The 25019-nt window shown below is 38.3% G+C and carries 19 protein-coding genes and 2 pseudogenes; 19 read left to right on the top strand and 2 right to left on the bottom strand.

Annotation, left to right across the window (positions count from 1 at the left end):
• Positions 1 to 21 precede the first annotated feature (21 nt).
• The 13 genes from ACDZ28_RS01480 (at position 22) to ACDZ28_RS01420 (ending at position 15032) form a co-directional block, all read left to right on the top strand.
• On the top strand, positions 22 to 1854 hold the full coding sequence (locus ACDZ28_RS01480) for a polysaccharide biosynthesis protein (RefSeq protein ID WP_375103860.1): 1833 nt from the start codon (positions 22 to 24) through the stop codon (positions 1852 to 1854).
• A 25-nt stretch (positions 1855 to 1879) separates the two neighbouring features.
• On the top strand, positions 1880 to 2557 hold the full coding sequence (locus ACDZ28_RS01475; RefSeq protein ID WP_375103859.1) for a hypothetical protein: 678 nt from the start codon (positions 1880 to 1882) through the stop codon (positions 2555 to 2557).
• Between the two features lie 2 nt (positions 2558 to 2559).
• Positions 2560 to 3585, top strand: a complete 1026-nt coding sequence (locus tag ACDZ28_RS01470) for a stalk domain-containing protein (RefSeq protein ID WP_375103858.1) — start codon at positions 2560 to 2562, stop codon at positions 3583 to 3585.
• A 353-nt stretch (positions 3586 to 3938) separates the two neighbouring features.
• Positions 3939 to 5054 (top strand): DegT/DnrJ/EryC1/StrS family aminotransferase, encoded by a 1116-nt coding sequence (locus ACDZ28_RS01465; RefSeq protein ID WP_375103857.1) that lies wholly within the window; start codon positions 3939 to 3941, stop codon positions 5052 to 5054.
• A gap of 2 nt (positions 5055 to 5056) precedes the next feature.
• On the top strand, positions 5057 to 5791 hold the full coding sequence (locus ACDZ28_RS01460; protein ID WP_375103856.1) for a sugar transferase: 735 nt from the start codon (positions 5057 to 5059) through the stop codon (positions 5789 to 5791).
• A 47-nt stretch (positions 5792 to 5838) separates the two neighbouring features.
• Positions 5839 to 6837 (top strand): glycosyltransferase, encoded by a 999-nt coding sequence (locus ACDZ28_RS01455; RefSeq protein WP_375103855.1) that lies wholly within the window; start codon positions 5839 to 5841, stop codon positions 6835 to 6837.
• 29 nt (positions 6838 to 6866) lie between these two features.
• Positions 6867 to 8186 (top strand): nucleotide sugar dehydrogenase, encoded by a 1320-nt coding sequence (locus ACDZ28_RS01450; protein ID WP_375103854.1) that lies wholly within the window; start codon positions 6867 to 6869, stop codon positions 8184 to 8186.
• Between the two features lie 126 nt (positions 8187 to 8312).
• Positions 8313 to 9416: a glycosyltransferase gene (locus ACDZ28_RS01445; protein WP_375103853.1), complete on the top strand. Its 1104-nt coding sequence runs from the start codon at positions 8313 to 8315 to the stop codon at positions 9414 to 9416.
• A 42-nt stretch (positions 9417 to 9458) separates the two neighbouring features.
• Positions 9459 to 10616, top strand: coding sequence for an O-antigen ligase family protein (locus tag ACDZ28_RS01440; RefSeq protein ID WP_375103852.1), 1158 nt, complete (start codon positions 9459 to 9461; stop codon positions 10614 to 10616).
• Complete coding sequence (locus tag ACDZ28_RS01435; protein ID WP_375103851.1) at positions 10613 to 11578, top strand: glycosyltransferase family 8 protein; 966 nt, start codon at positions 10613 to 10615, stop codon at positions 11576 to 11578. Before ACDZ28_RS01440 ends, ACDZ28_RS01435 begins: the two co-directional genes overlap by 4 nt.
• Positions 11579 to 11603: 25 nt before the next feature.
• Positions 11604 to 12725: a polysaccharide pyruvyl transferase family protein gene (locus tag ACDZ28_RS01430; protein ID WP_375103850.1), complete on the top strand. Its 1122-nt coding sequence runs from the start codon at positions 11604 to 11606 to the stop codon at positions 12723 to 12725.
• A gap of 30 nt (positions 12726 to 12755) precedes the next feature.
• Positions 12756 to 14219, top strand: a complete 1464-nt coding sequence (locus tag ACDZ28_RS01425; protein ID WP_375103849.1) for an oligosaccharide flippase family protein — start codon at positions 12756 to 12758, stop codon at positions 14217 to 14219.
• A 165-nt stretch (positions 14220 to 14384) separates the two neighbouring features.
• A complete protein-coding gene (locus ACDZ28_RS01420; RefSeq protein ID WP_375103848.1) occupies positions 14385 to 15032 on the top strand; it encodes a YdcF family protein in 648 nt (215 codons plus the stop codon).
• Positions 15033 to 16323: 1291 nt separating this feature from the next.
• On the opposite strand, the pseudogene ACDZ28_RS01415 reads toward ACDZ28_RS01420, so the two are convergent.
• Together ACDZ28_RS01415 and ACDZ28_RS01410 are read right to left on the bottom strand one after the other, a co-directional pair.
• Positions 16324 to 16504 (bottom strand): annotated as a pseudogene (locus ACDZ28_RS01415) (DapH/DapD/GlmU-related protein); the annotation flags it as partial.
• Between the two features lie 129 nt (positions 16505 to 16633).
• Positions 16634 to 16867, bottom strand: a pseudogene (locus ACDZ28_RS01410) (hypothetical protein); the annotation flags it as partial.
• 666 nt (positions 16868 to 17533) lie between these two features.
• On the opposite strand from ACDZ28_RS01410, the gene hemA reads away from it, so the two are divergent.
• The 6 genes from hemA to hemB all read left to right on the top strand — a co-directional run bounded on the left by hemA (position 17534) and on the right by hemB (position 24945).
• Entirely contained in the window at positions 17534 to 18931 is a 1398-nt protein-coding gene (hemA, locus tag ACDZ28_RS01405) for a glutamyl-tRNA reductase (RefSeq protein WP_375103847.1), read from the top strand.
• 5 nt (positions 18932 to 18936) lie between these two features.
• On the top strand, positions 18937 to 19764 hold the full coding sequence (gene ccsA, locus ACDZ28_RS01400) for a cytochrome c biogenesis protein CcsA (RefSeq protein WP_339291451.1): 828 nt from the start codon (positions 18937 to 18939) through the stop codon (positions 19762 to 19764).
• Between the two features lie 5 nt (positions 19765 to 19769).
• Positions 19770 to 20417, top strand: coding sequence for a bifunctional precorrin-2 dehydrogenase/sirohydrochlorin ferrochelatase (locus ACDZ28_RS01395; protein ID WP_375103846.1), 648 nt, complete (start codon positions 19770 to 19772; stop codon positions 20415 to 20417).
• Positions 20418 to 20856: 439 nt separating this feature from the next.
• Positions 20857 to 21810: a hydroxymethylbilane synthase gene (gene hemC, locus ACDZ28_RS01390; RefSeq protein WP_375103845.1), complete on the top strand. Its 954-nt coding sequence runs from the start codon at positions 20857 to 20859 to the stop codon at positions 21808 to 21810.
• A 5-nt stretch (positions 21811 to 21815) separates the two neighbouring features.
• Entirely contained in the window at positions 21816 to 23369 is a 1554-nt protein-coding gene (gene cobA, locus ACDZ28_RS01385) for a uroporphyrinogen-III C-methyltransferase (protein ID WP_375103844.1), read from the top strand.
• A 577-nt stretch (positions 23370 to 23946) separates the two neighbouring features.
• Positions 23947 to 24945 (top strand): porphobilinogen synthase, encoded by a 999-nt coding sequence (gene hemB / locus ACDZ28_RS01380; RefSeq protein ID WP_042191201.1) that lies wholly within the window; start codon positions 23947 to 23949, stop codon positions 24943 to 24945.
• Positions 24946 to 25019: the final 74 nt, after the last annotated feature.

The raw sequence follows: 25019 nt of genomic DNA, 5'->3' as shown, positions 1-25019 counted from the left end.
TTGTTTTTGGAGGCACTGAAAATGACAGCGAAATCTAGAGTAGTTCTTTTATTCTTTATTGACCTTGCAATCATCTGGTTCAGCATTATAACATCCTACTTGTTTCGGTATCCTAATCATCCTATCCAGAATTATGTTGAACAGATGCTGCAATTTGGTGTGATTGCAACGGTTGCATTCGGTGGAAGTCTGATCTATTTCGGTTTATACCGAAGAATGTGGCAATATGCCAGCATTGGAGAGATTATATCTGTTTCAAAAGCGATTGTAGTAGGGTCATTACTCTCATTTGCAGCAGCATATTTTATATTGCCAGAACGGGTACCTTTAGCAATAGAAGTTCGGACTATGGAGACTGTTCTTGTGTTAGTAGGTGGAATTCGATTCTTGTGGAGAGTGCTCCATAATGATCGAATCAATTATAAAGACACTCAGACCCATACTCTTATTGTTGGTGCAGGCGATTGTGGAATACTAATTGCTCGGGAAATGATGGGTCCGTCTTTTGCTCATACGAAGCTGGTAGGTTTCATCGATGATAGTATCAATAAATATCATATGTCTATATTGGGTGTGCCCGTGTTAGGAAATCGTTACGCGATTCCCGCTATTGTGAAAGATCGGGAAATTCATGAGATTATTATCGCCATGCCTTCCGTTTCACGTACTGAAATCTCTGAAATTATTAATTTGGCGAAGAAGACAGGGGCCAAGCTAAAGATTATACCGGCGCTTAACGATCTGATTGCCGGGAAAATTTCGGTTAAGAAACTGCGGGATGTTAGTGTTGAAGATTTACTAGGCCGTGAGCCGATTGTAGCGGATTTGAACAGTATCCTAGGGTATGTCCATCATAAGACTGTGTTAGTTACGGGTGCTGGTGGTTCTATTGGTTCAGAACTTTGTCGGCAAATCGCTCCTTTTGGTCCGGACAAGTTAATGCTGCTTGGACACGGTGAGAACAGCATTTATACGATTGAGATGGAGCTGCGCAAGAAATATCCGGATCTGAATATTGTTACCGTAATCGCGGATGTGCAGGATCGCAGTCGGATGATGGACGTATTCAGTAGCAATCACCCACATGTTGTCTTTCATGCGGCAGCACATAAACACGTTCCATTGATGGAGCGCAACCCTTCGGAAGCCATTAAGAACAATGTCTTCGGTACAAGGAATGTTGCGGATTGCGCAGATAAGTATGGTGCGGAGAGATTTGTAATGATCTCTTCGGATAAAGCAGTTAACCCAACAAGTGTGATGGGTGCAACTAAGCGAATCGCTGAAATGTATGTGCAGAGTCTGCATACCACAAGTCAAACGAAGTTCTCTGCTGTGCGTTTTGGGAACGTGCTTGGCAGTCGCGGAAGTGTAATACCAGCCTTTAAACAGCAGATTGCTGCTGGTGGTCCAGTTACGGTTACTCATCCAGAAATGGTCCGTTATTTTATGACGATTCCAGAAGCTGTTCAGCTTGTAATCCAGTCTGGTTCTTTTGCCAAAGGCGGAGAAGTGTTCATTCTGGATATGGGAGAACCGGTTAAGATTCTAACATTAGCGGAAGATTTGATTACTCTCTCTGGTTATGAACCTTATAGGGATATTGATATTCAGTTCTCCGGCATTCGTGAGGGCGAGAAATTATATGAAGAACTGTTAACAGATGAAGAGAATTTAGGTTCTACAGATCACGGAAGAATCTTTATCGGTAGACCTAATGTGATAAGTCTGAATCAGCTTGAACTGGAATTTAAACGCTTGGAACGTGTCCTCGCTGAAGAACCTGAAGTTATACGTGAAGTGATTAATCAGATTGTACCGATGCAGCCCGTTGCTCAAGTTGCTATCAGCTAATTCATTCATAAAGGGGGATACATTAGTGTTCAACAAACGATGGAAAAAGATCCTTTTATGGACGCTGTCAATCATTGTAATTCTGGGTGTAGGTGGTCTGTTCGCTGCTAATTATGCTGTGGATAAGCTGATGAATTCAATGGTGGATAGTTTTGATCTTGAGTCTGAGAGTAATGTTAGCGGAGGTCAAGATCAAGGAACCGCGCCCGAAGATAAAGTGGTGGATGTTGAACTTGTATCTTCTGTAGCACCTACTACTCCATCAACAAATGATGAGGGAAGCAATGATGCTGGGGAAACTGGAAAAGATACAACACCTTCTACTACTAGTGAACCTACGAAAGCTCCATCAACAGATCAAAAAGGTATCTCTTCAGATGGCTATACTGCTGAGGTTTCAACAGATAAAGCTAAAGAAATTCAAGAGAATGTAACGATGAAGGATAAAGCAGACGTAGCTGCTATTGTGCTCGGTCAACTAAGTGTATCTGATATTAATCGGCTAAAAGATCTAGCCAAGGGTGGACTAACGCTTGATGAGAAGCGAGAAGCACGCAGTATCATCCTCGGTAAAGTTTCCGAAGAACAATATAATGAGCTTTCACAGGTTGCTAAGAAGTATGGTATCAGCCAAGGGAAGACACATGACCAAATCATTGCTGAAGAAGAACGATTACAAGCAAAAGAAAAGGGAAGTGAATAAGCATGTCTAAAGCAACGCTACCAATCATAGCTCTATCATTAATTGCATCAGTAGGTTTAGCGCCATTAACAGCTTCCGCACCTATATCTGTATCAGCAGCAGCGGTACCAAGTGCAACAACAAAGGCTGCAAATACTACAATTAAAGTGCAGAGTATGAACGTGAATATGATTTTTGATGGAGCAAGTATTGGGACGCCTGCAGGTCAATATGTATTCATGTACAACAATACAACTTATGTTCCATTACGTTTTATGTCATATGCATTGCAAAAGAGTGTAGCTTGGGATGCTAAAAACGTTAAAGTTACTGTAGCAGAGCCTAGCAAATCAGAGCTAGTAGTGATTAAAGAGTACCTAATGAATGCAACAAACGGGAATAGTGCCTCAGCAGTATCTAAGAATCTTGTACTCAATCAAGTGAAGGCAAGTTATGTATTTAACGGTGCAACGAAGGCATTACCTACTGGGCAATCCAGCTTTATCTTGAATGGCTCCTTATATGTATCCCTACGTTTTTTATCGGAATCTGTAGGTCATAACATTAGCTGGGATCAGAAGACGAAGACTATTACTGCAGCTTCTAAGGCGTATCAAGAGCAAGGTGGCACTAATAGTTCGACTGGTAACAATGGCAAGGACCCATCTCCAGTAGTGACACCTGCACCAACGGATTCAATTGGTGCAGCTGGTGGTGGAACGGCGGGTACTGGAAAGGTTTCTTATGAAACCATTACTAGTGAAACGGAAGCCAAACTTACTGCACTCAAAGATCAAAGCCAATCGACATTAATGAGCATTGCTTTAGAATATCTCGGGGCAAAAGATGAAGCAAGTAAAAAGAGTATTAAGGCTAAAGGTGTACAACAACTTTCAGCGTTTACTGCTAGCTTCAATAGTATAGTTGCAGACACTGAACAAAAACTGAACAGTAATGGATATAGCACAGCAATCATTAGTCAATATAGAAGTGAATTTGAATCGCAGCTTCAGTTGGGTAAAGATTTGGCTGAGGGAATGGCTGACTAAGAACCCTCTTAGAATACCAGTTCGGTTGATTGGAATATATTGAGTAATAGACGAAAGTATTAATTGTACTTACGAGACATTATTATAAGTGAAACAAACAATTGATTTTTTTTGGCTTTAATCGGAAGATCTCCCGTTATGGCCTTTTTCTTTGAAAATCGTTATCACAAACAATAGCCTCCTAGGAAACATTCTATTTAAATTATCAGAGTAATTTCTAGTTTTATATTATTAATTGTACGGATACGTCAAGAACCAAAGATACAATAGAAGGTTTTTGTATACTTTTTATTTTATGAAAATGAAAGTTACCATTGATAAAAAAATATATTCAGATAGGAGATCTATGTAAAATGAGTGCCAATAAAATCTACCTTTCATCACCACACATGAGTGATGAGGGGTATGAAATGCAATACATAAAAGAAGCATTTAGCAGTAACTGGATTGCACCTCTAGGAAATAACGTTAATGAATTCGAAAATGATTTGGCGCAATATGTAAATATTGGCCACGCGGCAGCATTACTCTCTGGTACAGCTGCGATACATTTGGCATTGAAAGCAGCTGGGGTTGGAACAGGGGATATTGTATTCTGTCCGAGTCTTACTTTCTCTGCTACAGCTAATCCGATTATTTATCAAAATGCAATACCAGTTTTTATAGATAGTGATCATGATACTTGGAACATGAGTCCTGATGCATTAGAGCAGGCTTTTAAAAAATATACTCCTAAGGCAGTTATAGTTGTTCATCTATATGGCTTATCAGCATCTATGGATGAAATTTCGGAGATATGTAAGAAATATAACGTACCACTTATTGAGGATGCAGCTGAGAGTTTAGGAACTATATATAAAGGTAAGCATACCGGTACATTTGGAGACTATGGTGTTTTCTCGTTTAATGGTAATAAAATAATTACTACTTCAGGTGGCGGGATGCTTGTGTCTAATAATGAAGAAATGGTGAAGAAAGTTAGGTTTTGGGCTACTCAATCTAGAGATCATGCTAGACACTACCAGCACAGTGAACTTGGTTATAACTATAGAATGAGTAACGTTTTAGCTGGCATCGGTAGAGGACAGCTTAAGGTGCTTGCTCAAAGGGTTGAGAAGAAGAAACATATATTTGAGTTCTATAAGCGTGAGCTAAGTCAATTAGAGGGTGTCAATATGATGCCTGTTAATGATTGGGATAAACCTAACTATTGGCTAAGTTGTATTACTGTAACTGGTGAAGTCAGACCATTAGATATTATGGTAGCACTTGAGGATGAGAATATTGAGTCTAGACCTGTATGGAAGCCGATGCATATGCAACCATACTTTGAGAAATACGACTTCGTAGGCAATGGAGTATCAGAAATGATCTATGAAAATGGAATTTGCCTCCCAAGTGACACAAAGATAACTGATGAGGACTTAAATAGGGTTGTGAAAATAATTAGAAAGTTATGGAGAAAGTGAGAATGCAGACTGAAGTTAAATCAAATATGAATCCATCGTTCCAAAAAGCTGGTAGAAATAGTATTTACAATAGATACATTAAAAGGTCAATAGACCTTATTTTTTCAATATGCGCACTCTTTTTATTATCGCCTGTATTGTTGCTAGTCTCTATTCTAGTAAAGAATAGACTCGGTAGTCCAGTGATATTTAAACAGAATCGACCAGGGCGTAATGAAAAGATTTTCACAATGTATAAATATAAAACAATGACAAACGAAAGGAATGAAAAAGGAGAATTATTATCAGATGAATTAAGACTTACAAAATTCGGAAAATTTCTACGATCAACTTCATTGGATGAATTGCCTGAGCTATGGAATATAGTACGTGGTGATATGAGTCTTGTTGGGCCACGACCACAACTCATCAAAGATATGGTGTTTATGACTCAAGAACAAAGAAAAAGGCACAATGTTTTACCAGGTCTTACTGGATTGGCGCAAATAAACGGAAGAAACTGTATTTCATGGGAAGATAAGATGAGACTCGATCTTCAGTACATAGATTACAACACTTTTGTTGGTGACATGAAGATTATATTCCAAACAATTATCAATGTTTTTAAACGTGATGGAATAAATACTGAAGGAATGGTAACTGCTGAGGATCTCGGTGATTATTTATTGAGAAAAAAGAAAATAAGCAAAGATGAGTACTATGCTGCTATTGAGAAAGCGAACCTTATTAAGAGTTGAGGTATCATCTATTAAATAAAATATGGAATTAGAAGGATTATAAAAATATGGATAATAAAATTGGTAACGAGATTATTGTTTCTATAGTAGTGCCAATAAGAAACGAAGAACAATATATTGAAAAATGTATCCAATCCATTTTAAGTCAGGACTATTCTCTTGAGAAAATAGAGGTAATATTTGTAGATGGATTATCCCAAGACAAGACACAAGAGATCGTTAACGGTTATGTTGAAAAGTATTCTAACACAATAAGACTTATTGAAAATCCTCAAAAAACTGTGCCATATGCAATGAATATTGGAATTGGAAACTCGATAGGTAAATACATTGTACGATTAGATGCTCATAGTGAATATAGCAATGACTACATATCAAAATGCATCTCAACTTTAGAAAAAATTGATGCTGATAATGTTGGTGGACTTGCTATAACAAAAGGACGAGGTATTGTTGGGAAAGTATTTGCTCAAGTTCTAGCATCAAAATTTGGAGTAGGAAATTCCGGATTTCGTACTAACGCTAAATCGGGCTATGTTGATACAGTTCCATTCGGGGCTTTTAAAAGAGAATCTTTTCAAAAATATGGACTGTATGATGTACGACTTAATAGAAACCAAGATTATGAATTAAACTATCGGATCCGAAAAAGTGGTGGATTAGTATACTTAAACTCGGATATTAGTTTAACCTACTATTGTCGAAACACCATAGAGGGTATTTTGAAGCAAAGTTACGAGAATGGAAAATGGAATGTTATAACAGCAAAATTATGCCCAGGTTCTATGTCGATCAGGCATTTTATACCTTTTTTATTCGTGTTATCACTAATTATTATGCCTATATTAAGTTCGTTTTTATTGATTTTTGGTTGGCTTTTTGCGCTTGAATTAGGATTATATATTCTTTTTGATTTAGTATATTCGCTTAAGGGTTCTTCTAAAATTAGCTATGCACCAATGCTATTTGTTTTTTTTCCAGTGTTTCATCTATCATATGGGATCGGCTCACTTATAGGATTAATTAGGAAAATAAAAACTGCGTAAAATATACATAGAGAAGGGGAACTTGGATCATGAGCTTGTATGAAAAAATTCTTAATAATGAAGAAAAAATCTCATTAGTAGGTTTAGGTTATGTTGGTATGCCCATAGCTGTGGCTTTTGCAAAAAAGGTTCAAGTAATCGGATTTGATCTTAATTTTGAGAAAATTGAACAATATAAGAATGGTATTGATCCCATAAACGAAGTGGGTGATGAAGCTATTCAAAAGACTTCAGTTGATTTCACCTCTGATGAAAATAGACTTAAAGAAGCGAAGTTTCATATTATAGCTGTCCCTACACCTGTTAACGCGGACAAGACTCCAGATTTAAGTCCAGTTGAAGGAGCTAGTACTATAGTTGGACGTAATTTAACTAAAGGTTCAATTGTCGTTTATGAGTCTACCGTTTATCCTGGTGTAACAGAAGATATTTGTATTCCGATACTTGAAAGAGAGTCAGGATTGCAATGTGGAGTGGATTTTAAAGTTGGATATTCTCCAGAACGTATAAATCCAGGTGATAAAATACATAGATTAGAGAATATTATAAAAATAGTTTCAGGAATCGATGCGGAAAGTCTTGAAGAAATTGCGATGGTTTATGAACTTGTCATTGAAGCTGGAGTTCATAGAACAAGTTCTATTAAGGTAGCGGAAGCTGCAAAGGTTGTAGAAAATAGTCAACGCGATATTAATATTGCATTTATGAACGAACTTGCGATGGTATTTGATCGTATGGGGATTGATACAAACGAAGTTGTTGAAGCTATGAATACAAAGTGGAATGCTTTGAAATTTTATCCGGGTCTTGTGGGTGGCCATTGTATTGGAGTTGATCCTTACTATTTTATTTATGAAGCAGAAAAACTTGGGTATCATTCTCAAATAGTTTTATCTGGAAGAAAAATAAATGATGGAATGGGTGTTTTTGTAGCAGATACTATCATAAAAAAGTTAATATTAGCAAATAAGATTGTTAATAAGGCGAAAGTTGTTATTTTTGGAATTACATTTAAAGAAAATTGTTCTGATACTAGAAATTCTAAAGTTGAAGATATTATTAAGAGATTATATGAATATGGAATTACACCAATTATAGTTGATCCACAAGCAGATGCTTCAGATGCTAAGGAGGAGTATGGAGTTGAGCTTGTAGACTTAGCAGATGTAGCGGATGCAGACTGTGCTGTGTTTGCTGTAGCTCATGATGAATTTAAAAATATGAGTTTACAAGATATTAACAATATATTCTGTGATTGTGAAATGAATGAAAAAGTAATAATTGATGTTAAAAGTATGTTCGATAAAAAAAATATTGAAGAAATGGGTTACAGCTATTGGCGGTTGTGATTCAAAAATTTGAAGTGCTACTCTTTTTCAATGAAAAAAATCCGAAAAAAGGTTGTTTCCGTGATTTTATTTATTCCAAATCTTATAAAATATAGTTGATTAAGTAGTATTTGAGGTGGGGGAATTTTGAAAATATTAATATTAGCAGCAGGGAATGATATCCATACTGTAAGATGGTGTAATCAATTAAGTGAAAATCAGAGAAACGAAGTGCATTTATGTTATGTTTCTAATCAAAAACCTTCAATAGACGCTTTTAGTAATAAAGTATTTCTACACGAATTAAAATATCCCTCTCCATATGGATACTATTTAAATATATTTGAATTAAAAAAAATTATAAAAAAAATAAAACCTAATATACTAAATACTCATTATGCTAGTGGATATGGAACTCTCGGTAGGATATCTAGATTCTCTCCTCATTTAATTTCTGTCTACGGAAGTGATGTTTATGATTTTCCTTATCAAAATAGATTCAATATGAGATTAATTACTAAAAATTTGAAGAATGCTGATTCAATAGCGTCTACAAGTAATGCCATGGCTATTCAAGTAACTAAACTAATTGAATGTGAATTAGAAGATATTCATATTACTCCTTTTGGTGTAGATGTAAAAAAGTTTCACTTAAAAAGTAGTGAAAAAAGAGATAACGAATTTGTGATTGGTAGTATAAAAAAATTATCTGCAAAGTACGGGATTAAATATGGTATTTTAGCAGTTAATTATTTAATTAAAGATTTATTAACTGATGAAGAGAGAAGCAGAATAAAGTTGAAATATAATATTTATGGTGAAGGAGAAGAGAAGAGTGACCTTCAGAGACTTGTAAGTGAATGTGGATTGGAAGAGATAGTTGTTTTTAAAGGAAAGATAGCCAATTCTGAAGTCCCTAAAGCGCTAAATGAACTTGATGTTTTTCTAGGAACAAGTATTTTAGATAGTGAAAGTTTTGGAGTTGCAATTGTTGAAGCGATGGCTTGTCAAGTTCCAGTAATAGTAACAGATGTTGATGGATTCAAAGAAGTGGTGGATAACGGAAAAGCTGGAATTATAGTCTCAAGAAAAAATTTCATTGAGATGGCTGAACAAATTCTTAAATTACTAAGAAATCCAAAATTAAGAATCGAAATTGGTGAAAAACAGAGAAAGCATGTTATGAATCGATATGATTGGATAGAAAATGTAAAGAAAATGGAATCTATCTATGAACTAATTGAACATTAAAAATGAGATTGTAAATGATAGATTGGGAAGAGTGAAGTATATATGAACATAAAGGAAAATATGAATACGAGTAATTATCATGCCCTTTTCCTGTCGTTAGTCTTTGTTATAATTTCATTTGCTAACTCAGGAATTACTATAGCTAAAGGTTTATTATATTGTGTCTTTATTATTGTTATATTTATTGTTCCTATAATACATAGTAAAATACAGCTAATTTATTCTAAAGTCCTTAGATCAGGATTGATATTAATAACTTATAATATTTTAATTATTTTTGTGAATTTTGAGAATCAATCGAGTGTATATAACGGTCTTCTTTATTCAGGATTGATACTATTCGTACTTGTATTATTAAGTGCAAATTATAAATTAGAGGTATTGGAACTAATAATTCATTACATGTCATTCTTTTCTAAATTGCTACTTTTATTGAATATATTTTTTTCATTATCTTTAAATTTTATTTGGGTTTCATCTACTTCTTTCTTGTTTTTATTTCTTTATTTTATTTACGTAGATAAACACACTAAAAAAATTACAAAAGTTATATATTCGATAATTTGGCTATTAAATGCGATTTTAGATGAATCTAGAACTTTTATTCTATTGTTCCCAGTTTTTGTGTTTTTAATTTTTTCGTGGAATAAAATCACGAAATTTAAACTGAGATATAATATTATCTTTATATTTATCACTTCTTTATTGTTTCTTATTCCAATTTTTTATATTTATCTATCGCATTCTAAATATGCACTTATATTGAATCAATATGCACTAGAATATACTGACAGTAGATTTTTTTCAGGAAGGGATAGTATCTGGTCAAATTTATTAACATATTATTACGATCATAATCTATTTTTTGGTGGGGGGCACCATGTGACACCATATTATGTTTATGGTCATAATATTTCTTCACATAATACATTTATCTCTATATTAATTACTACGGGTATTATTGGTTCCATATTGTTCATTTTATTTGCTAGGAATATTTGGAATTCGTATCTATTATATAAAAATAATAAAGTTATAAAATATAGCGCTATTTTTTTTATTGTTTTATTGTTGAAACAATCTTCAGAATTATCTCTTATTGGTAATAACGTGTCGGTATCAATTATAAGCTGGTTGGTTATTGCCTTTGGATTGATGTATGTTAGTGCATTGAATATTGAAGGGAGACAAAATAAATGAAAAAAGAAGACTACTTAAATTTTGTTCTTGCTTGCGATGAAAATTATGTTGATAAATTGGCTGTTGTAATACTATCAATATTGGAGGCCCATCCTAATGATGAATTAATAAATCTTCATATATTATCAAATAATATTTCAAAAATTAGTCTGAAAAAAATTGAATCTTTGGGAACTGATTATTGCAACTTTTCGATATATAATTTAGATAACTTAAAAGAATTATTAGGAAAAGAAGTTAATGTTGATCATCTTTCTTTAGCAGCCTATGCTAGATTGTTCATACCGAATCTACTTCCTAATGAACTGAAAAAGGTTATTTATTTAGATGTAGATATTATCGTCAAAAATGATCTGAAAGATTTATATTTTACTGATATGAAAGGAAAATATATCGGCGGTGTGAGATCTCTTTCTGATTTGGATAAATCGGGAGATGACTCTTTATTTCATATAAATTCTGGAGTTATTTTATGGAATTTAGAAGAATGTAGAAAAGATAGGCTGTTTGAAAAGTTTTTAGAGTATATAAAAAATGAAGAAGGGCATATAAAGTTTCATGATCAAACTGTTATTAATGCATGTTGTAAGGGTAAAATTATGGAACTCCATCCTAAGTATAATGTTATGAGTGGAATGCTATTCTTAAAATATTCAAAATTCATTGAGGCATATGGATTGAAGAATTACTATACAAAAAATGAATATGAAGTAGCAGTTTCTGATCCTTATATAATACATCTTACATCGTGGGTTGTGGGTCGACCTTGGGAGAAAAAATGTGTTCACCCATATAAAAGTGAATATCTTGGAATTCTCGATAAAACGCCATGGAGAGGGATAGCTTTAGTTGATAACAAACATTCTAAACTAAACTTCTTGAAAAGGTCTATTTATAAAGTATTACCAGGTTACTCAATAAAATTTGCAACTCAATTAAAAAGAAAATTGAAAAGTAACTAATAACTATAAGTCTGGAGTTGAGAAAATGAAAATTGGAATATTAACATATCAAAACACATTGAATTTTGGTGCTTCTCTTCAAAGCTACGCTCTATATGAAACGTGTAAGAAATGTGGTGCGGAGACGGAAATCATTGATTATAGAAATGAAAGAATCACTGAGGCTACTAAACCGATTTCTGTTATCAATAAAAGAGGAAGTAAAAAAATCAACCCAATTGGTATAATTAAATATCTATTTGTCTATCCACTTGTAGCAAAGAAAAAAAAATCTTTTAGAAAGTTTCAAAATAATTTTATGAAATACGGGAAACAAGTATTTCATAGTAAGGATGAAATTATGCATGCCCCCCCTATTTATGATAAGTATATTATTGGAAGTGATCAGGTTTGGAACTATAATATTAATGGAATGGATACAACTTACTTTATGGATTTTGTGCAAGATAAATCTAAGTTGATGAGTTTTTCTTCTAGTTTTGGTTTAGAGAGAATTGATGAAAATAAAGAAGAGATATACAAATATTTTCTTGATTTAATTCCAATTATTTCAGTGAGGGAAGAGATTGGCGCTGAAATAATTTTTAACTTAACTGGGAAAAAAGTAACTGTAATTAACGATCCAGTCTTTTTGCTTAATAAAGATGAATGGTTGAAAATTGCTTCAAACAAAAAAAGAAAATCGAAAAATCATATAGTAAGTTATTTTCTGAATTATAATACAAGATTGAGTTTTGAGAATTTGATAGAAAATGAAATTTCTTTAAAGAAGTTGAAAGTTGCTAAATTAGCAGGTGGTATAAAAATCAACGATTTCATAAATACAAAAGTGAAAGTTGATTATTCTAATGGACCTATCGATTTTATTAACTATATTAATGATGCTAAATACATATGTACTGATTCTTTTCATGCAACTGTATTTTCTATATTACTTAATAAACAATTTATTGTTTTCTTATCAGGTGACAAGGGTAGGGACTCTAGGATAATTAATTTATTGAAAATTTTCAATTTAGAAAATCGTATTTATAATAAAGATGCTACCAATAGTTTAGATGATCCTATTAATTTTGATAATGTAAATGAAATATGTGATGCATTAAAATCAGAGGGTATGAGTTTTTTAAAAGAAAATTTAAAATGAATAAAATCAGAGAAATGATAAGGAAAATAAATGAGAAAAAATGTTATTTTTATGGCATTATATCAGCTTTTGATTTTAATAGTCCCGTTCATTACATTACCCTATGTCTCAAGAATATTGGGGCCTCAAGGAATAGGTATAGCTGCCTATAGTGATGCTGTTGTAGGTTATTTTATGTTAATTTCACAGCTTGGAATTCATTTGTACGGAAAAAGAGAAATTGCAAAAGTTAATCAAGATACTTCTAAGAGAAGTTCAGCTTTTATTGAAATATTTTATATACAACTGTTTATGTCCATAATTTCCATAATATTTTACCTGGCATTTGTATTGTTTTTTTTCGATAATTACAAAAGAATACTATTGATTCAATCTATTATGTTGTTTTCTAGTTTGTTAGATATAAGTTGGTTGTATTTTGGAATGGAGAAATTTAAGATTACGATTTTGAGAAATATGATAGTGAAATTAATATCAATAATCTTTATATTTATGTTTATTAATAGTTCTGACGATTTAAGCATTTATATATTTGTAATCGCCATATCTACATTTATAAGCCAAATTATAATGTGGTTTAACATAAAAAAATACATCACATTTAATAAAATTAACTTTAGGGGAATATTAAAAAGGTTTTATCCGATTTTAAAATTGTTTATACCTGTTTTAGCAATCCAACTATATGTTATTGTAGACAAAACAATGCTTGGAATATTTTCGAATGTCCAAGAAGTTGGCTTGTTTGAAAATGCAAATAAAATCACTAGAGTTCCTATATTGGTTATTACTTCGTTAGGAATCGTGATGCTTCCTAGAATGACAAATCTAATTGCAACTGGTAAAGATAGAATTGCTGCGGATTATATTGAAAAGTCATTACTTTATACTATGTTTATTGCATTTGCATTTGCCTTTGGAATGTTTGGAGTCTCGAATACTTTTGTACCTTTATTCCTAGGTGAAGCATTTTCTGATTCAATTATTTTAGTTAAAATATTAACACCAATATTAATATTTATTTCTTGGGGGAATGTATTTAGAACTCAATATATTCTACCAAATGGTTTAGACAACTTGTATACAAAATCAGTTATCTATGCGGCCGGATTAAACATTTTATTGAATTTTGTGTTGATTAAATATTATGGAGCAATTGGAGCTGCCTTAGCATCTATAATTTCGGAGTCATTAATATGTATTTATCAGTCAGTGAAGATAAAATCAAAATTCAGAATGGGTTACTACTTAAAGAATTGTATAAAATATTTTGTTAGTGGTTTAATTATGATGGTAATTGTAATGTTCATAGGTAAAATATATCCTGTTAAAGTGAGTACAGTCATTTTTCAGATTCTTGTAGGGGCTGTATTTTATTTTTTATTGTCAATAATTCTAGAAAAACTTTTCAAACAAGAGTTGATAATAAATGAAATTAAGAAAATAGTATTTAAACTAACAAGAATGATTAAGCTTAAGATTCAATCAAGATGAAGTCAAATTCAAGTAGAAATCTAAAAAACTGAAATATGATAATTTTACTCGAGTTCAATATTTTTCTAATGAAAAAATTAATTTTTGAGTTCTTATTAATTTAATCAAAAGTCTTAACTTGGTTATTGAGTTTCACTTACATAGCAAGAGGAATGAAATCCTATCATGTTCAAAAAAAATATTATCTGCTTTAAGAATAAATTACGAAAAATCAGATCATGGTTTCTCTTGCCACTTCTGATTATAGCAATAGGACTTGCGAATGCAGGGAGCTTCCTCTCGTATTCTCAGATTCCTCAACAAGCCGATATTCTTATAGTACTTAGCGGAGGTACGGCAAGGGTGGAGAAAGCGGTTGAATTATATCGAGCTGATTATGCCCCTTATTTTATTTTCTCCAACTCCAAGCAATCGGCTAGTGCCTCTGGTGATATGCTAAAAACCGCTCTTGCTCTAGATATCCCGCAGGAAGCCATCTTCACAGAGCAATCGGCCATGAGCACCTATCAGAACGCTGAACTCACGTTGACGATCATGCTGGAGCACGGCTTCACTTCGGCGATTGTGGTTTCCTCGGACTTTCATATGCGGAGGGTAAAGTTTATTTTTGATCATGTTTACAAGGATTCAGGAATAGTGCTAACTTACATAGGCTCTGATTCAGGTTATAAGGCCAGGGTTTGGTGGTGTGATTTGTATAGCCGGAAAACTACCTTCAACGAATATATCAAAATGCTCGGAAATTTCTTCGGCTACAATGGACCGGAAGCGAAGAAAACCCTGGATAAAGTCAAGTATTGGCTCAGCTTCTGACCCCCGATAATCCAGAAGTGAAGTTATTTGTATATGTACTATACATCCTCTGGTTACCATTCAGTTACACTTTGGTACGCTCTACGCTTGCATCTTTATTTCTGTGAGTGGTTGAGATAGTAGAAGTTATGCGTTAGGTCATGACAGTTTTCTAGATTTCACAGAAAAGTTTGTAGTCATCTTATAGTACGCATACAGATCGTACAATCTGGCTTCGTTTTTAGAATCAATAAGCTATTAATGCAAAATATAAATGTTGAAGTTTATAACACATTAGGTCATAACGAGAGAATCAATCTTGAATTTGTTAAGACCGTTATCAGTAGGTTAAGTAAATCTGATGATTTATTGAATTAGTAATAGATCGTCTTAAACGTTGTTCCAACTAAACATAAAAATAAACAGAATGCCTATGTTTACTTTTGATTCAAAGGGTATGTCAGACTCATCCAGTGGTACATTGACAAAGTTGAATGGTGGCAATATCTTAATAAGATTCGCACCTTAAGAAAAGGTAGTTTAAGTAATAGAAGATTATGTTTTAATATTACCCATTGGAATCTTTAAGAATTGCTCTCTTCCTCTACCTAGCTGAGTTTTCGAGTCAAGCGTTATCATCGTACTTTGAGATGGAACTTGACTGGCGAAGAAGGGACTGTTTATATTGAGCCGGTCACATTTCCTCCATCTCCAACGATCTTAGCCTACCGTAGGGTATTTTCTTTACAGAAAACGCATCTGAAAACATCTACCAGGACACAGAGTTATAGTTACACCTAATGAATAACATTATTAAATCTGCAATTATAGTCTTTTTTCTTTTTTTGTGGGTAAGGTTACTATTTGATCATATGTACAAAATCAGGAATAGAATTGATTTACGTCAAGTTCGATTCATTTAGTATTTGCAAACGATGTTGTAATGATCAGTACAACTGAGAGACCAGGTTCATTGAATACAATAAAATGATTTGCAACATAATTAGCTATAACAAATCTAAGGTCAAGAGTATGTTTTAATAGACCAAGAGCTATTTTCGCTAGCCCTTCCATTTGGAAAGTACAAAGACGATCCATAAACTATAAAACTCTCAAAATGAAAAATTATGGGACGTTCCAACATCTTTTTTCTGTTTTTACGGGTTACTATTGTGATAATTATCGCACTACAATTAGTGAATGTGATTTAATTTGTCTTTCCAAGTATCATTAAGTGCAAAGAGATGTTTATTGTCATTAATTTTTTTTATATCCCAATTCCACCATTCCATGCCCTCAATCGCTTGAACTTCATCACTTGAAAATCTTTTTCTCACTACCTTTGCGGGTACTCCTACTACGACGGAGTATGGTTCGACATCTTTTCTAACAATAGCACCCGCACCAATTATTGCACCGTTTCCTACCTTTACGCCTTGAAGTATGACAGCGTTCGCTCCGACCCAAACGTCATGCCCGATCTCAACCTTATCATGATAATTCTTCCAATAATCCTTGCTATTTACTACATTTTCACGACCAGTAAGATGTGGTGTAATGGCTAAAAACTGAAGTGGATGATCAGCTAATCCAATTTTACAATCGTACGAAATCGAACAAAAATTACCTATAATTGTATTATTCCCCAAGTGGGATCCGTTATTAATATAAGTATATTTCCCTATCTTTACTCCTCTAGAAAGAGAAACATTTCTGTTTATTAAACTATTTTCACCAATTTCTACATTCTGTGAAATATAACAACTATGGATTCGGCACTTGGCGTATTTAATCCGACTGTAATACAAACGAAGAAAATTTAATGGTGCATTTGGTAGATACTCTTTAACTCTCACTTTCTAAATCCCCCTTAATTAATGTCGTTATATTTATTCCAAGGTATCATATTCCTTTGAGATTTGGCCATTTTTTTCAATTCCTAGTAGTGTTAAAATCTATTATACTATTACCGATGACTAGTAAAAAAATTTAGTTAGATGGACAGCCTGTCCTACTAGTACCATATTCGTTCATTGATCGGTTCCCATAAACGCCGAGTTCATAAATAAGGTCTCTCAAAGACCCATGAAGATCGGAGATTATAATTGATTTCCAAAGATGCTGGGTTTATCATAAATTGCGTCTAATACAATTAATCATAGATCAAGACCATGGGGTACCCACAGCCACAATTATTGCTACGTCTTGCGAAATATTTTCTAAGTACACAACGAGAAGATATGGATATCTGAAATATAGTCAATATTCGATCTTCCCACTTCCACCAACTAATAATTAATCACAAAATAACCCATCCTAACCGTAGCGAACCTGCGGTTTTTTATTTATAATAATTATTATCTGGATTTCATAAAGCGTTCAAAAAATCTGTAAAAAGTCGTATTTTCGTGTGATATACTTAACACAGTGTTTTTAGATGTTGTGAAAGTGAATATTATGTAAAAATATTCTTAATATAACTGTACACAGTAATGAATAGAGACTAGGATGGTGAACTATCGATGCACATCGTCGTCGTTGGCCTGAATTATCGTACGGCTCCCGTGGAGGTTAGGGAACAGTTTGCTTTTGCGGAGAGTGATCTTCCGGCAGCGCTTCATCAATTGATGAAGACGAAGGGTGTGCTGGAAGGGGTCGTAGTAGCCACCTGCAACCGTACGGAAATTTATGTGGTCATGGACCGTCTCCATATGGGAGGTTATTTTCTCCGCGGCTTTATGGAGCAGTGGTTTGGAGTGAAAAACGAGCAATTTGCACAGCATATGTATATATATGAAGACGAGCAGGCGATTGCGCATTTGTTCCGCGTGACCTGCGGCCTGGATTCCATGGTGATTGGCGAGACGCAGATCCTGGGACAGGTGCGAAGTTCTTTTCTCACGGCTCAGGCTGAGGGTGTAACTGGAACTTGGTTCAATCGGTTATTTAAACAAGCGGTGACGCTGGGCAAAAGAGCACATAGTGAAACGTCAATCGGCGAAAGCGCAGTATCTGTCAGTTATGCGGCAGTGGAGCTGGGCAAGCGGATTTTTGGCATGTTCACTGGTAAAAGAGTGTTGATTCTCGGCGCCGGAAAAATGAGCGAGCTCACTGTAAAGCATCTATATAGTAGTGGTGCGGCTGAGGTGATTGTCGCTAACCGTACGCTGTCGCGTGCGATTGAACTGGCAGAGAAGTTCTCGGGTAAGCCAAGCACGATTGAAGATGCGCTAAAAACTCTTAATGAGGTAGATATCGTGATCAGCTCAACGGGAGCTGACGGCTATGTACTTTCGGCAGATCAGGTAGTGAATGCTATGAAGCGTCGTCCTTCACGGCCGCTTTTTATGATTGATATAGCTGTACCCCGTGATATCGATCCTGCGGCGGCTAATGTGCCAGATGTTTTTTTGTATGATATTGACGATCTGGAGGGCATTGTGGAGAGTAACCTGGAAATGCGCCGGAGTGAAGCTGCGAAGATTGAAGTGATGATCAGCGAGGAAATGGATGAATTCCAATTGTGGCTGAAGACGCTTGGCGTGAGACCGGTAATCCGGGCGCTTCAGGATAAGTCGAATGCGATTCATGAGGAAACGATGGAAAGTTTATTCAATAAGCTGCCTGAGCTGGACGAGCATCAGCGCAAGGTGATTCGTCGTTTGACCAAAAGCATTGTGAACCAAATGATGCATGATCCAATCAATGTAATTAAAGAGATGTCCGGCGGCAAGCAGGGGAATGAAGCGCTTGATTATTTCTCCAAAATCTTTGCCTTGCAGGAACAGCTCGAATCCAATTCAGATGGCGGAGATTCCGCCCCGGTTAAGCAGTCTAGTTCCGCAGAACGAACTGCCGGTAGTGGCGATTTTTCTGTGCCTAAGACGGTGCTTGCTCCGGCAGGCCTGTTGGGTAGGTGAGTGATATGCAACTGCTGAACGGAATATATGATGCCGCTCTGCTGCTATATGCCCTGAGCCTGCTGTTTGTTTTCTCGGATTGCCTTTATCGCAACCCGAGTGGGAAGCGGTTAGGCACGGGGCTTCTTGTTGTTGTGGGTCTTTTACAAGCTGCGGGGCTCGGGATTCGTTTCTCTCAGGAGAAAGGGCTGCCCATTTTTACACCTTATGATTTCTTGTTCTGGTTTGCATTTAGTATTGTTCTGACTTCGCTTGCGGTGGCTTTCACGCGTGGTGGGGAGTTTACGATTCTGCTGCTTAGTGTGGCTGGATTCTGTGTTTTTCTCCTAAATCGGGTGTGGCTGACGGCTGGGGGACATACGCTTGAGACTTGGAGCGCGGTGTATGGCTGGCTGACGATGCATGTGATTTTGGCTAACTTAAGTTTTGCTGCACTGACTCTAGGGACCGTATTTGCAATATTGTATTTATTCCTGCACACCAGACTCAAAAGCAAGCAATGGAGTGATCGAATCCGTCGTTTGCCGAACTTAGAGACTACAGATAAATACTCTTACACAGCTATTCTGGTGGGGACTCCTTTGCTGGCAATCTCTCTGGTGATGGCTAGCTTATCTATTGTATCTGAGGGCCGGACACTATTATTGAAGGATTTAAAAGTATTAACAACGCTTATCGGCCTCGGGATTTACATATTTTATATTATCTTTAAGAAATCCGGGCGGAAAAGTGGAGTAAGTATGGCTCGCTGGGCGATTTTAGGATATGCTTTTACTATCTTGAATTTTTTGTTGAATTCTTTGTCTGGTTTTCACGGTTGGAGCGGGGAGTGAAGGACATGACTCGGTATTTACCTATAATGCTGGATTGCGAAGGGCAACTGGTTGTGGTTATTGGCGGTGGTGCTGTGGCTGAACGGAAGGTGAGTGGGCTGCTGGAAGCTGGAGCGGTGGTTAAGGTGATTAGTCCCTCTTTGACAGATACACTTGTCGCTCTAACAACTAAGGGTCTCATGACCTGGCATGACCGCGCTTATGCTCCCGGAGATCTCCGTGGGGCCTTTCTCGTATATGCAGCCACTAATGATAGAACGGTTAATGAAGAGGTTGCGCAGGAGTCTAGGCGAATTGGCATTCCTGTGAATGTGGCTAGCCATGCGGAAGCGGGTAATTTTATCACGCCCGGAGTTGTACGTAGGGGGCGTTTGACGGTAGCTGTATCTACTTCGGGTGCTGGTCCGCTTGCGGCTGCGAAGATTAAAACTGTGCTTGAAGAGGCGCTGGATGCGGCGTATGAGCCTTATTTGGATTTTGTACATACCATGCGAACCCGGATTAAGGAAAGGGAATCTTCTGCTGAAGTTCGCGGAAGGCTTTTGCGGAAGCTCGGGGCGATCGATGTGTTGAACGAGATGAGAAACGGTAGCTTTATCGCGTGGAGCGCGGAAGATATGGATGCTTGGATTGTTAGTCATCGGGCGGAGTAAAAGTGCGCGTGAACACTGTGAAGATTACAAAATTAGGTTAGATTAATGATATGAGAAAAATAGGCTACTGTCGGGATAGTTGAGATAGCGGTAAAAGTACTGATGAACTAATTAGAGATGAGCAAAACAGCGAAAAGAGGGACAAAAATACCTCTCAATTGAGCTATAGTCGTCGAAGATGCTAAATGAGGTGTATAAATGCCCCTGAATTAGCTGAAAACGGTCATATCAGCGAAAAGAGGGACAAAAATACCCCAGAATTGAGCTATAGTCGCCGAAAAAGCTAAATGAGGTGTATAAATACCCTTGAATTAGCAGAAAACGGCCATATCAGTGAAAGAGGGACAAAAATCCCCCTTAATTGAGCTACAATCACGGAAGTACTATATACGTTCTACGGTGTAGAGTAAGAGGCAGACGCTATCAGGAGGAATGAACAATGCGTAAGATTATTGTGGGGAGTAGACAGAGTGCGCTTGCATTGACGCAAACAGGGCATGTAATTGCCGATCTGGAGCGACTTAGTGAGGAGCATGGGTTTGGATTTACTTTTGAGGTGAAAAAGATTATTACCAAAGGGGACCGCATCCTTGATGTCACCTTGTCCAAGGTCGGCGGCAAAGGGCTGTTCGTGAAGGAAATCGAGCAAGCAATGCTTGAAAAAGAAATCGACATGGCAGTGCACAGCATGAAGGACATGCCCTCCGAGTTACCGGAGGGGCTGATCAACGGCGCTGTGCCGAAGCGTGTCGATCCACGCGATGCACTGATCTCTAACGGAGGCGTCTCGCTGAACGAGCTGCCTCCGGGCGCACGCGTAGGCACAAGCAGCCTACGCCGCTCCAGCCAGCTAGCTGCGCTGCGGCCTGATCTGGTCATTGAGCCCGTGCGCGGCAACATTGACTCGCGGCTGCGCAAGCTGGAGAGCGGCGAGTACGACGCGATCCTGCTGGCAGTAGCGGGGCTGTCGCGTATGGGCTGGCAGGATCGCGTGAGCGCCTACCTGCCGCCGGAAGTTTGCCTGCCCGCTGTAGGGCAGGGCGCACTCGGCATAGAGTGCCGCGAAGATGACGCCGACCTGCGGAAGCTGTTGGCGTTATATAACGACGCCGATACAGCGTTGACGGTGGCAGCGGAGCGCACGTTCCTTGGCGCGCTGAATGGAGGCTGCCAAGTGCCGATTGGCGCTCATGCAGTGCTTGACACAGCTTCCGAAGCTGTTGCAGCGGAGCGCAAAGTGATCTCCTTAACCGGAATGGTGGGAACGCCTGACGGTTCAACGATTTTGAAAGAAACTTGCGCTGGGGTAGACCCGGTACAGCTCGGCGAAGAAGTTGCTAAGAAGCTGATCGCAAGAGGAGCGGAGAAGATACTGTCAGACGTTAGGGGATGAGGGGATTGACGGGGAAGGTTTATTTGGTAGGTGCAGGTCCCGGGGACGCAAAACTGATTACTGTAAAAGGCCTCGAGTGTATTCGAAAAAGCGACGTACTGGTGTACGATCGGCTGGCAAGTCCTAGATTGCTGAAATGCATGAAGCCTGGCGGCGAGAAGATTTATGTAGGCAAGCTGCCGGATCGCCACACGATGAAGCAGGAAGAGATTAATCAATTGTTAGTTGATTTGGCTTTGCAGGGGAAAACAGTGGTGCGGCTTAAGGGTGGGGACCCTACGATTTTTGGCCGCGTAGGTGAAGAAGCGGAGCTGCTGCGCAAAAATGGGATCTATTACGAAATCGTACCGGGCATCACGTCGGCGATCAGCGTACCTGCTTATGCGGGTATCCCTGTCACGCACCGCGATCATGCTTCTTCCCTGTCGATTATCACCGGACATGAGAGTCCAGATAAACTGGATCATTCCATTCATTGGGATAAAGTAACGAACGCCACAGGGACGTTAGTATTCTTGATGGGCGTAGCTAAAATAGGATATATCAGCGCCCAGCTAATCAAGCATGGGCGTCCGCCAGAAACACCCGTGGCGCTGGTACGCTGGGGCACACGCGCAGATCAGGAGACACTGACGGGAACCCTCGCCGATATTGAGGCGAAGGTGAAGGCGGCGGATTTTCAGCCGCCAGCCGTGATCGTTGTCGGCGACGTGGTGCTGCAGCGTGAGCAGCTCAAGTGGGTTGAGGCGATGCCGTTATTCGGCAAACGCATCGTAGTGACACGGGCTCGCAGCCAAGCAAGCGAGCTCGTGGATATGATTGAGGAACTCGGCGGGGAACCCTACGAGTTCCCGGTGATCGAGACGATCATGCCGGAAGGGGCAGAGAAGAAGGAGAAGATTGCAGCGGCGTTTGGCGCGCTGGAATCGTACGACTGGGTATTCTTCACTAGCCCGAACGGCGTGGAGTTTTTTTGGCGCCACTTGGCGGAGCAGGGGGCGGACATTCGAGGGCTTCACCGCGCAAGGGTTGCAGCGGTGGGGCCGGGCACTGCCGCCGCGCTGGCGCAGCGCGGGGTGATTGCTGAAGAACTTCCGGCGAAGTTTCAGGCGGAAGGTCTGATTGAGACGTTCGGCCCTCGGCTGCTGCCGGGGCAGAACGTGCTGTTGCCGCGCGGTGATCTGGCGCGCGAATGGCTGCCGGACAAGCTGAGAGAGCTTGGCCTTCAAGTGACAGACGTCGATACCTATGAGACGGTTGTGACTGGTGAGGATGATGATGAGCTGTTGAAGCTGCTGGAGGAGGGGCGTGTTCACGCAGTAACCTTTACCAGCTCTTCGACGGTGCGCAATTTCATCCACATTCTGAAGCGAATGGGGCTGGAAGATCCACTCCCACTGCTAGCTAACGTGAAAATAGCCTGCATTGGGCCATTAACCGAGCAGACTGCCGTGGAGGCGGGGCTTACTCCGGGACTACTTCCTGAAGAAGCTACTATTAATGCTCTGGTGCAGGAGCTCTGTCGCTGGAATGCAGAGACTCAACTTCAAAAAGCTTGAATGGACGCCAATCGAACATCGGCTTTATAACATCGCCTGAAGTTGTATCTATCTAGGAAGTCTCACATCGCTATTGTAAGTAACTTAAGTAGCATGAGCTTGACCTCCGAACGTAGTTACTGTTGAAGCTCAGAGTATGATGGACGGCTGAGTTGTAAACTAACTGGTGTGTATGGGTGAGTAAGTCTATGTACGTATAAAGTTCACGTAGCTCTAACTGATATGTTAGATATTGGGTACTTGGATTAATATGCAACCTAGTGGAAATATAGCTTTTAATCTGGTTACGAGACTGGTATGAGGTCTGTTAGCATGAGGTCAGATTGAGGTTTAGTTGCACTTTATACACTTAAATTCCCTGAATTTTAGCGAAAATCCATTTTAGTTGTAATATGTGCAATTAAATATGCGCTAAAACAGGGGTTTTCGCTCTTTTGTAATAAATAACTGTAGAGAGTGCAACTAAAACTTACAGTTACGATAAAACTTCAAAATAACTGCACAAACTACAACTAAGCCGCAGTTAGTCAATGATCGAGGGTTTAGTTATATATTTTATTTTCAGGAGGATGAACAAATGAGCTTTCCAATAACACGTCATCGCCGTCTACGCGGATCTGCTGGAATTCGCGGTATGGTGCGGGAGACCGTACTGAATGTGCTGGATTTTGTACAGCCTATATTTGTGACTTATGGAACAGGTGTGAAGAATGAGATTAGCTCGATGCCGGGCGTGTACCATTTTTCACTGGATACTTTAAAAGCAGAAGTGGACGAGATTGCCGCACTGGGCATTCCGGCTGTGCTGTTATTCGGGATTCCTGAAACGAAGGATGCTATCGGTTCTTCCGGTTTCGCAGAGGATGGAATTGTGCAAGAGGCTACTCGCTTGATCAAGCAGTGGTACCCTGAGCTGCTGGTCGTTGCAGATACCTGCCTTTGTGAATTTACGGATCACGGACATTGCGGGATGGTGCATACGCATACGGTGAACGGCGTTGTACACGGTGATGTCATCAACGATGCTTCGTTAGAGCTGTTAACTCGTACTGCGGTGTCCCAAGCTAAAGCTGGAGCAGATATTATTGCCCCTTCGAATATGATGGATGGATTCGTACACGCGATTCGTGCGGGACTGGATGAGAATGGCTTTGAGCATGTGCCGATTATGTCGTATTCGGTTAAATATGCTTCGGCATTTTATGGCCCTTTCCGCGAAGCTGCGGATTCGGCACCTCAGTTCGGGAATCGCAAAACGTATCAAATGGACCCTGCTAATCTGCGCGAAGCGCTCCGTGAAGCAGAATCCGATGTGCTGGAAGGCGCAGATATGTTAATGGTGAAGCCAGCTCTGGCTTACTTGGACGTGATTCGTACGATCCGCGATCAATTTGATTTACCTCTTGTGGCTTATAATGTGAGTGGCGAATATTCCATGGTAAAAGCAGCGGCGCTGCAAGGCTGGATCGATGAGCAAGCCGTTGTGCTGGAAATGCTGACTGGAATGAAGCGCGCCGGAGCGGACATTATTATTACTTATTTTGCAAAAGATGCAGCCCGCTGGCTGCGTGGTTAATCTCGATCACACTGATATCGCTGCCTAAGCAGCTGCTATACTTGTGAGACCCAGAACAGAACAGGAGTGAAGAT

The sequence above is a fragment of the Paenibacillus sp. RS8 genome, from assembly GCF_041956825.1.
In the GTDB taxonomy this organism is placed as follows: domain Bacteria; phylum Bacillota; class Bacilli; order Paenibacillales; family Paenibacillaceae; genus Paenibacillus_AQ.
This window is presented reverse-complemented; position numbering and strand designations above follow the sequence as displayed.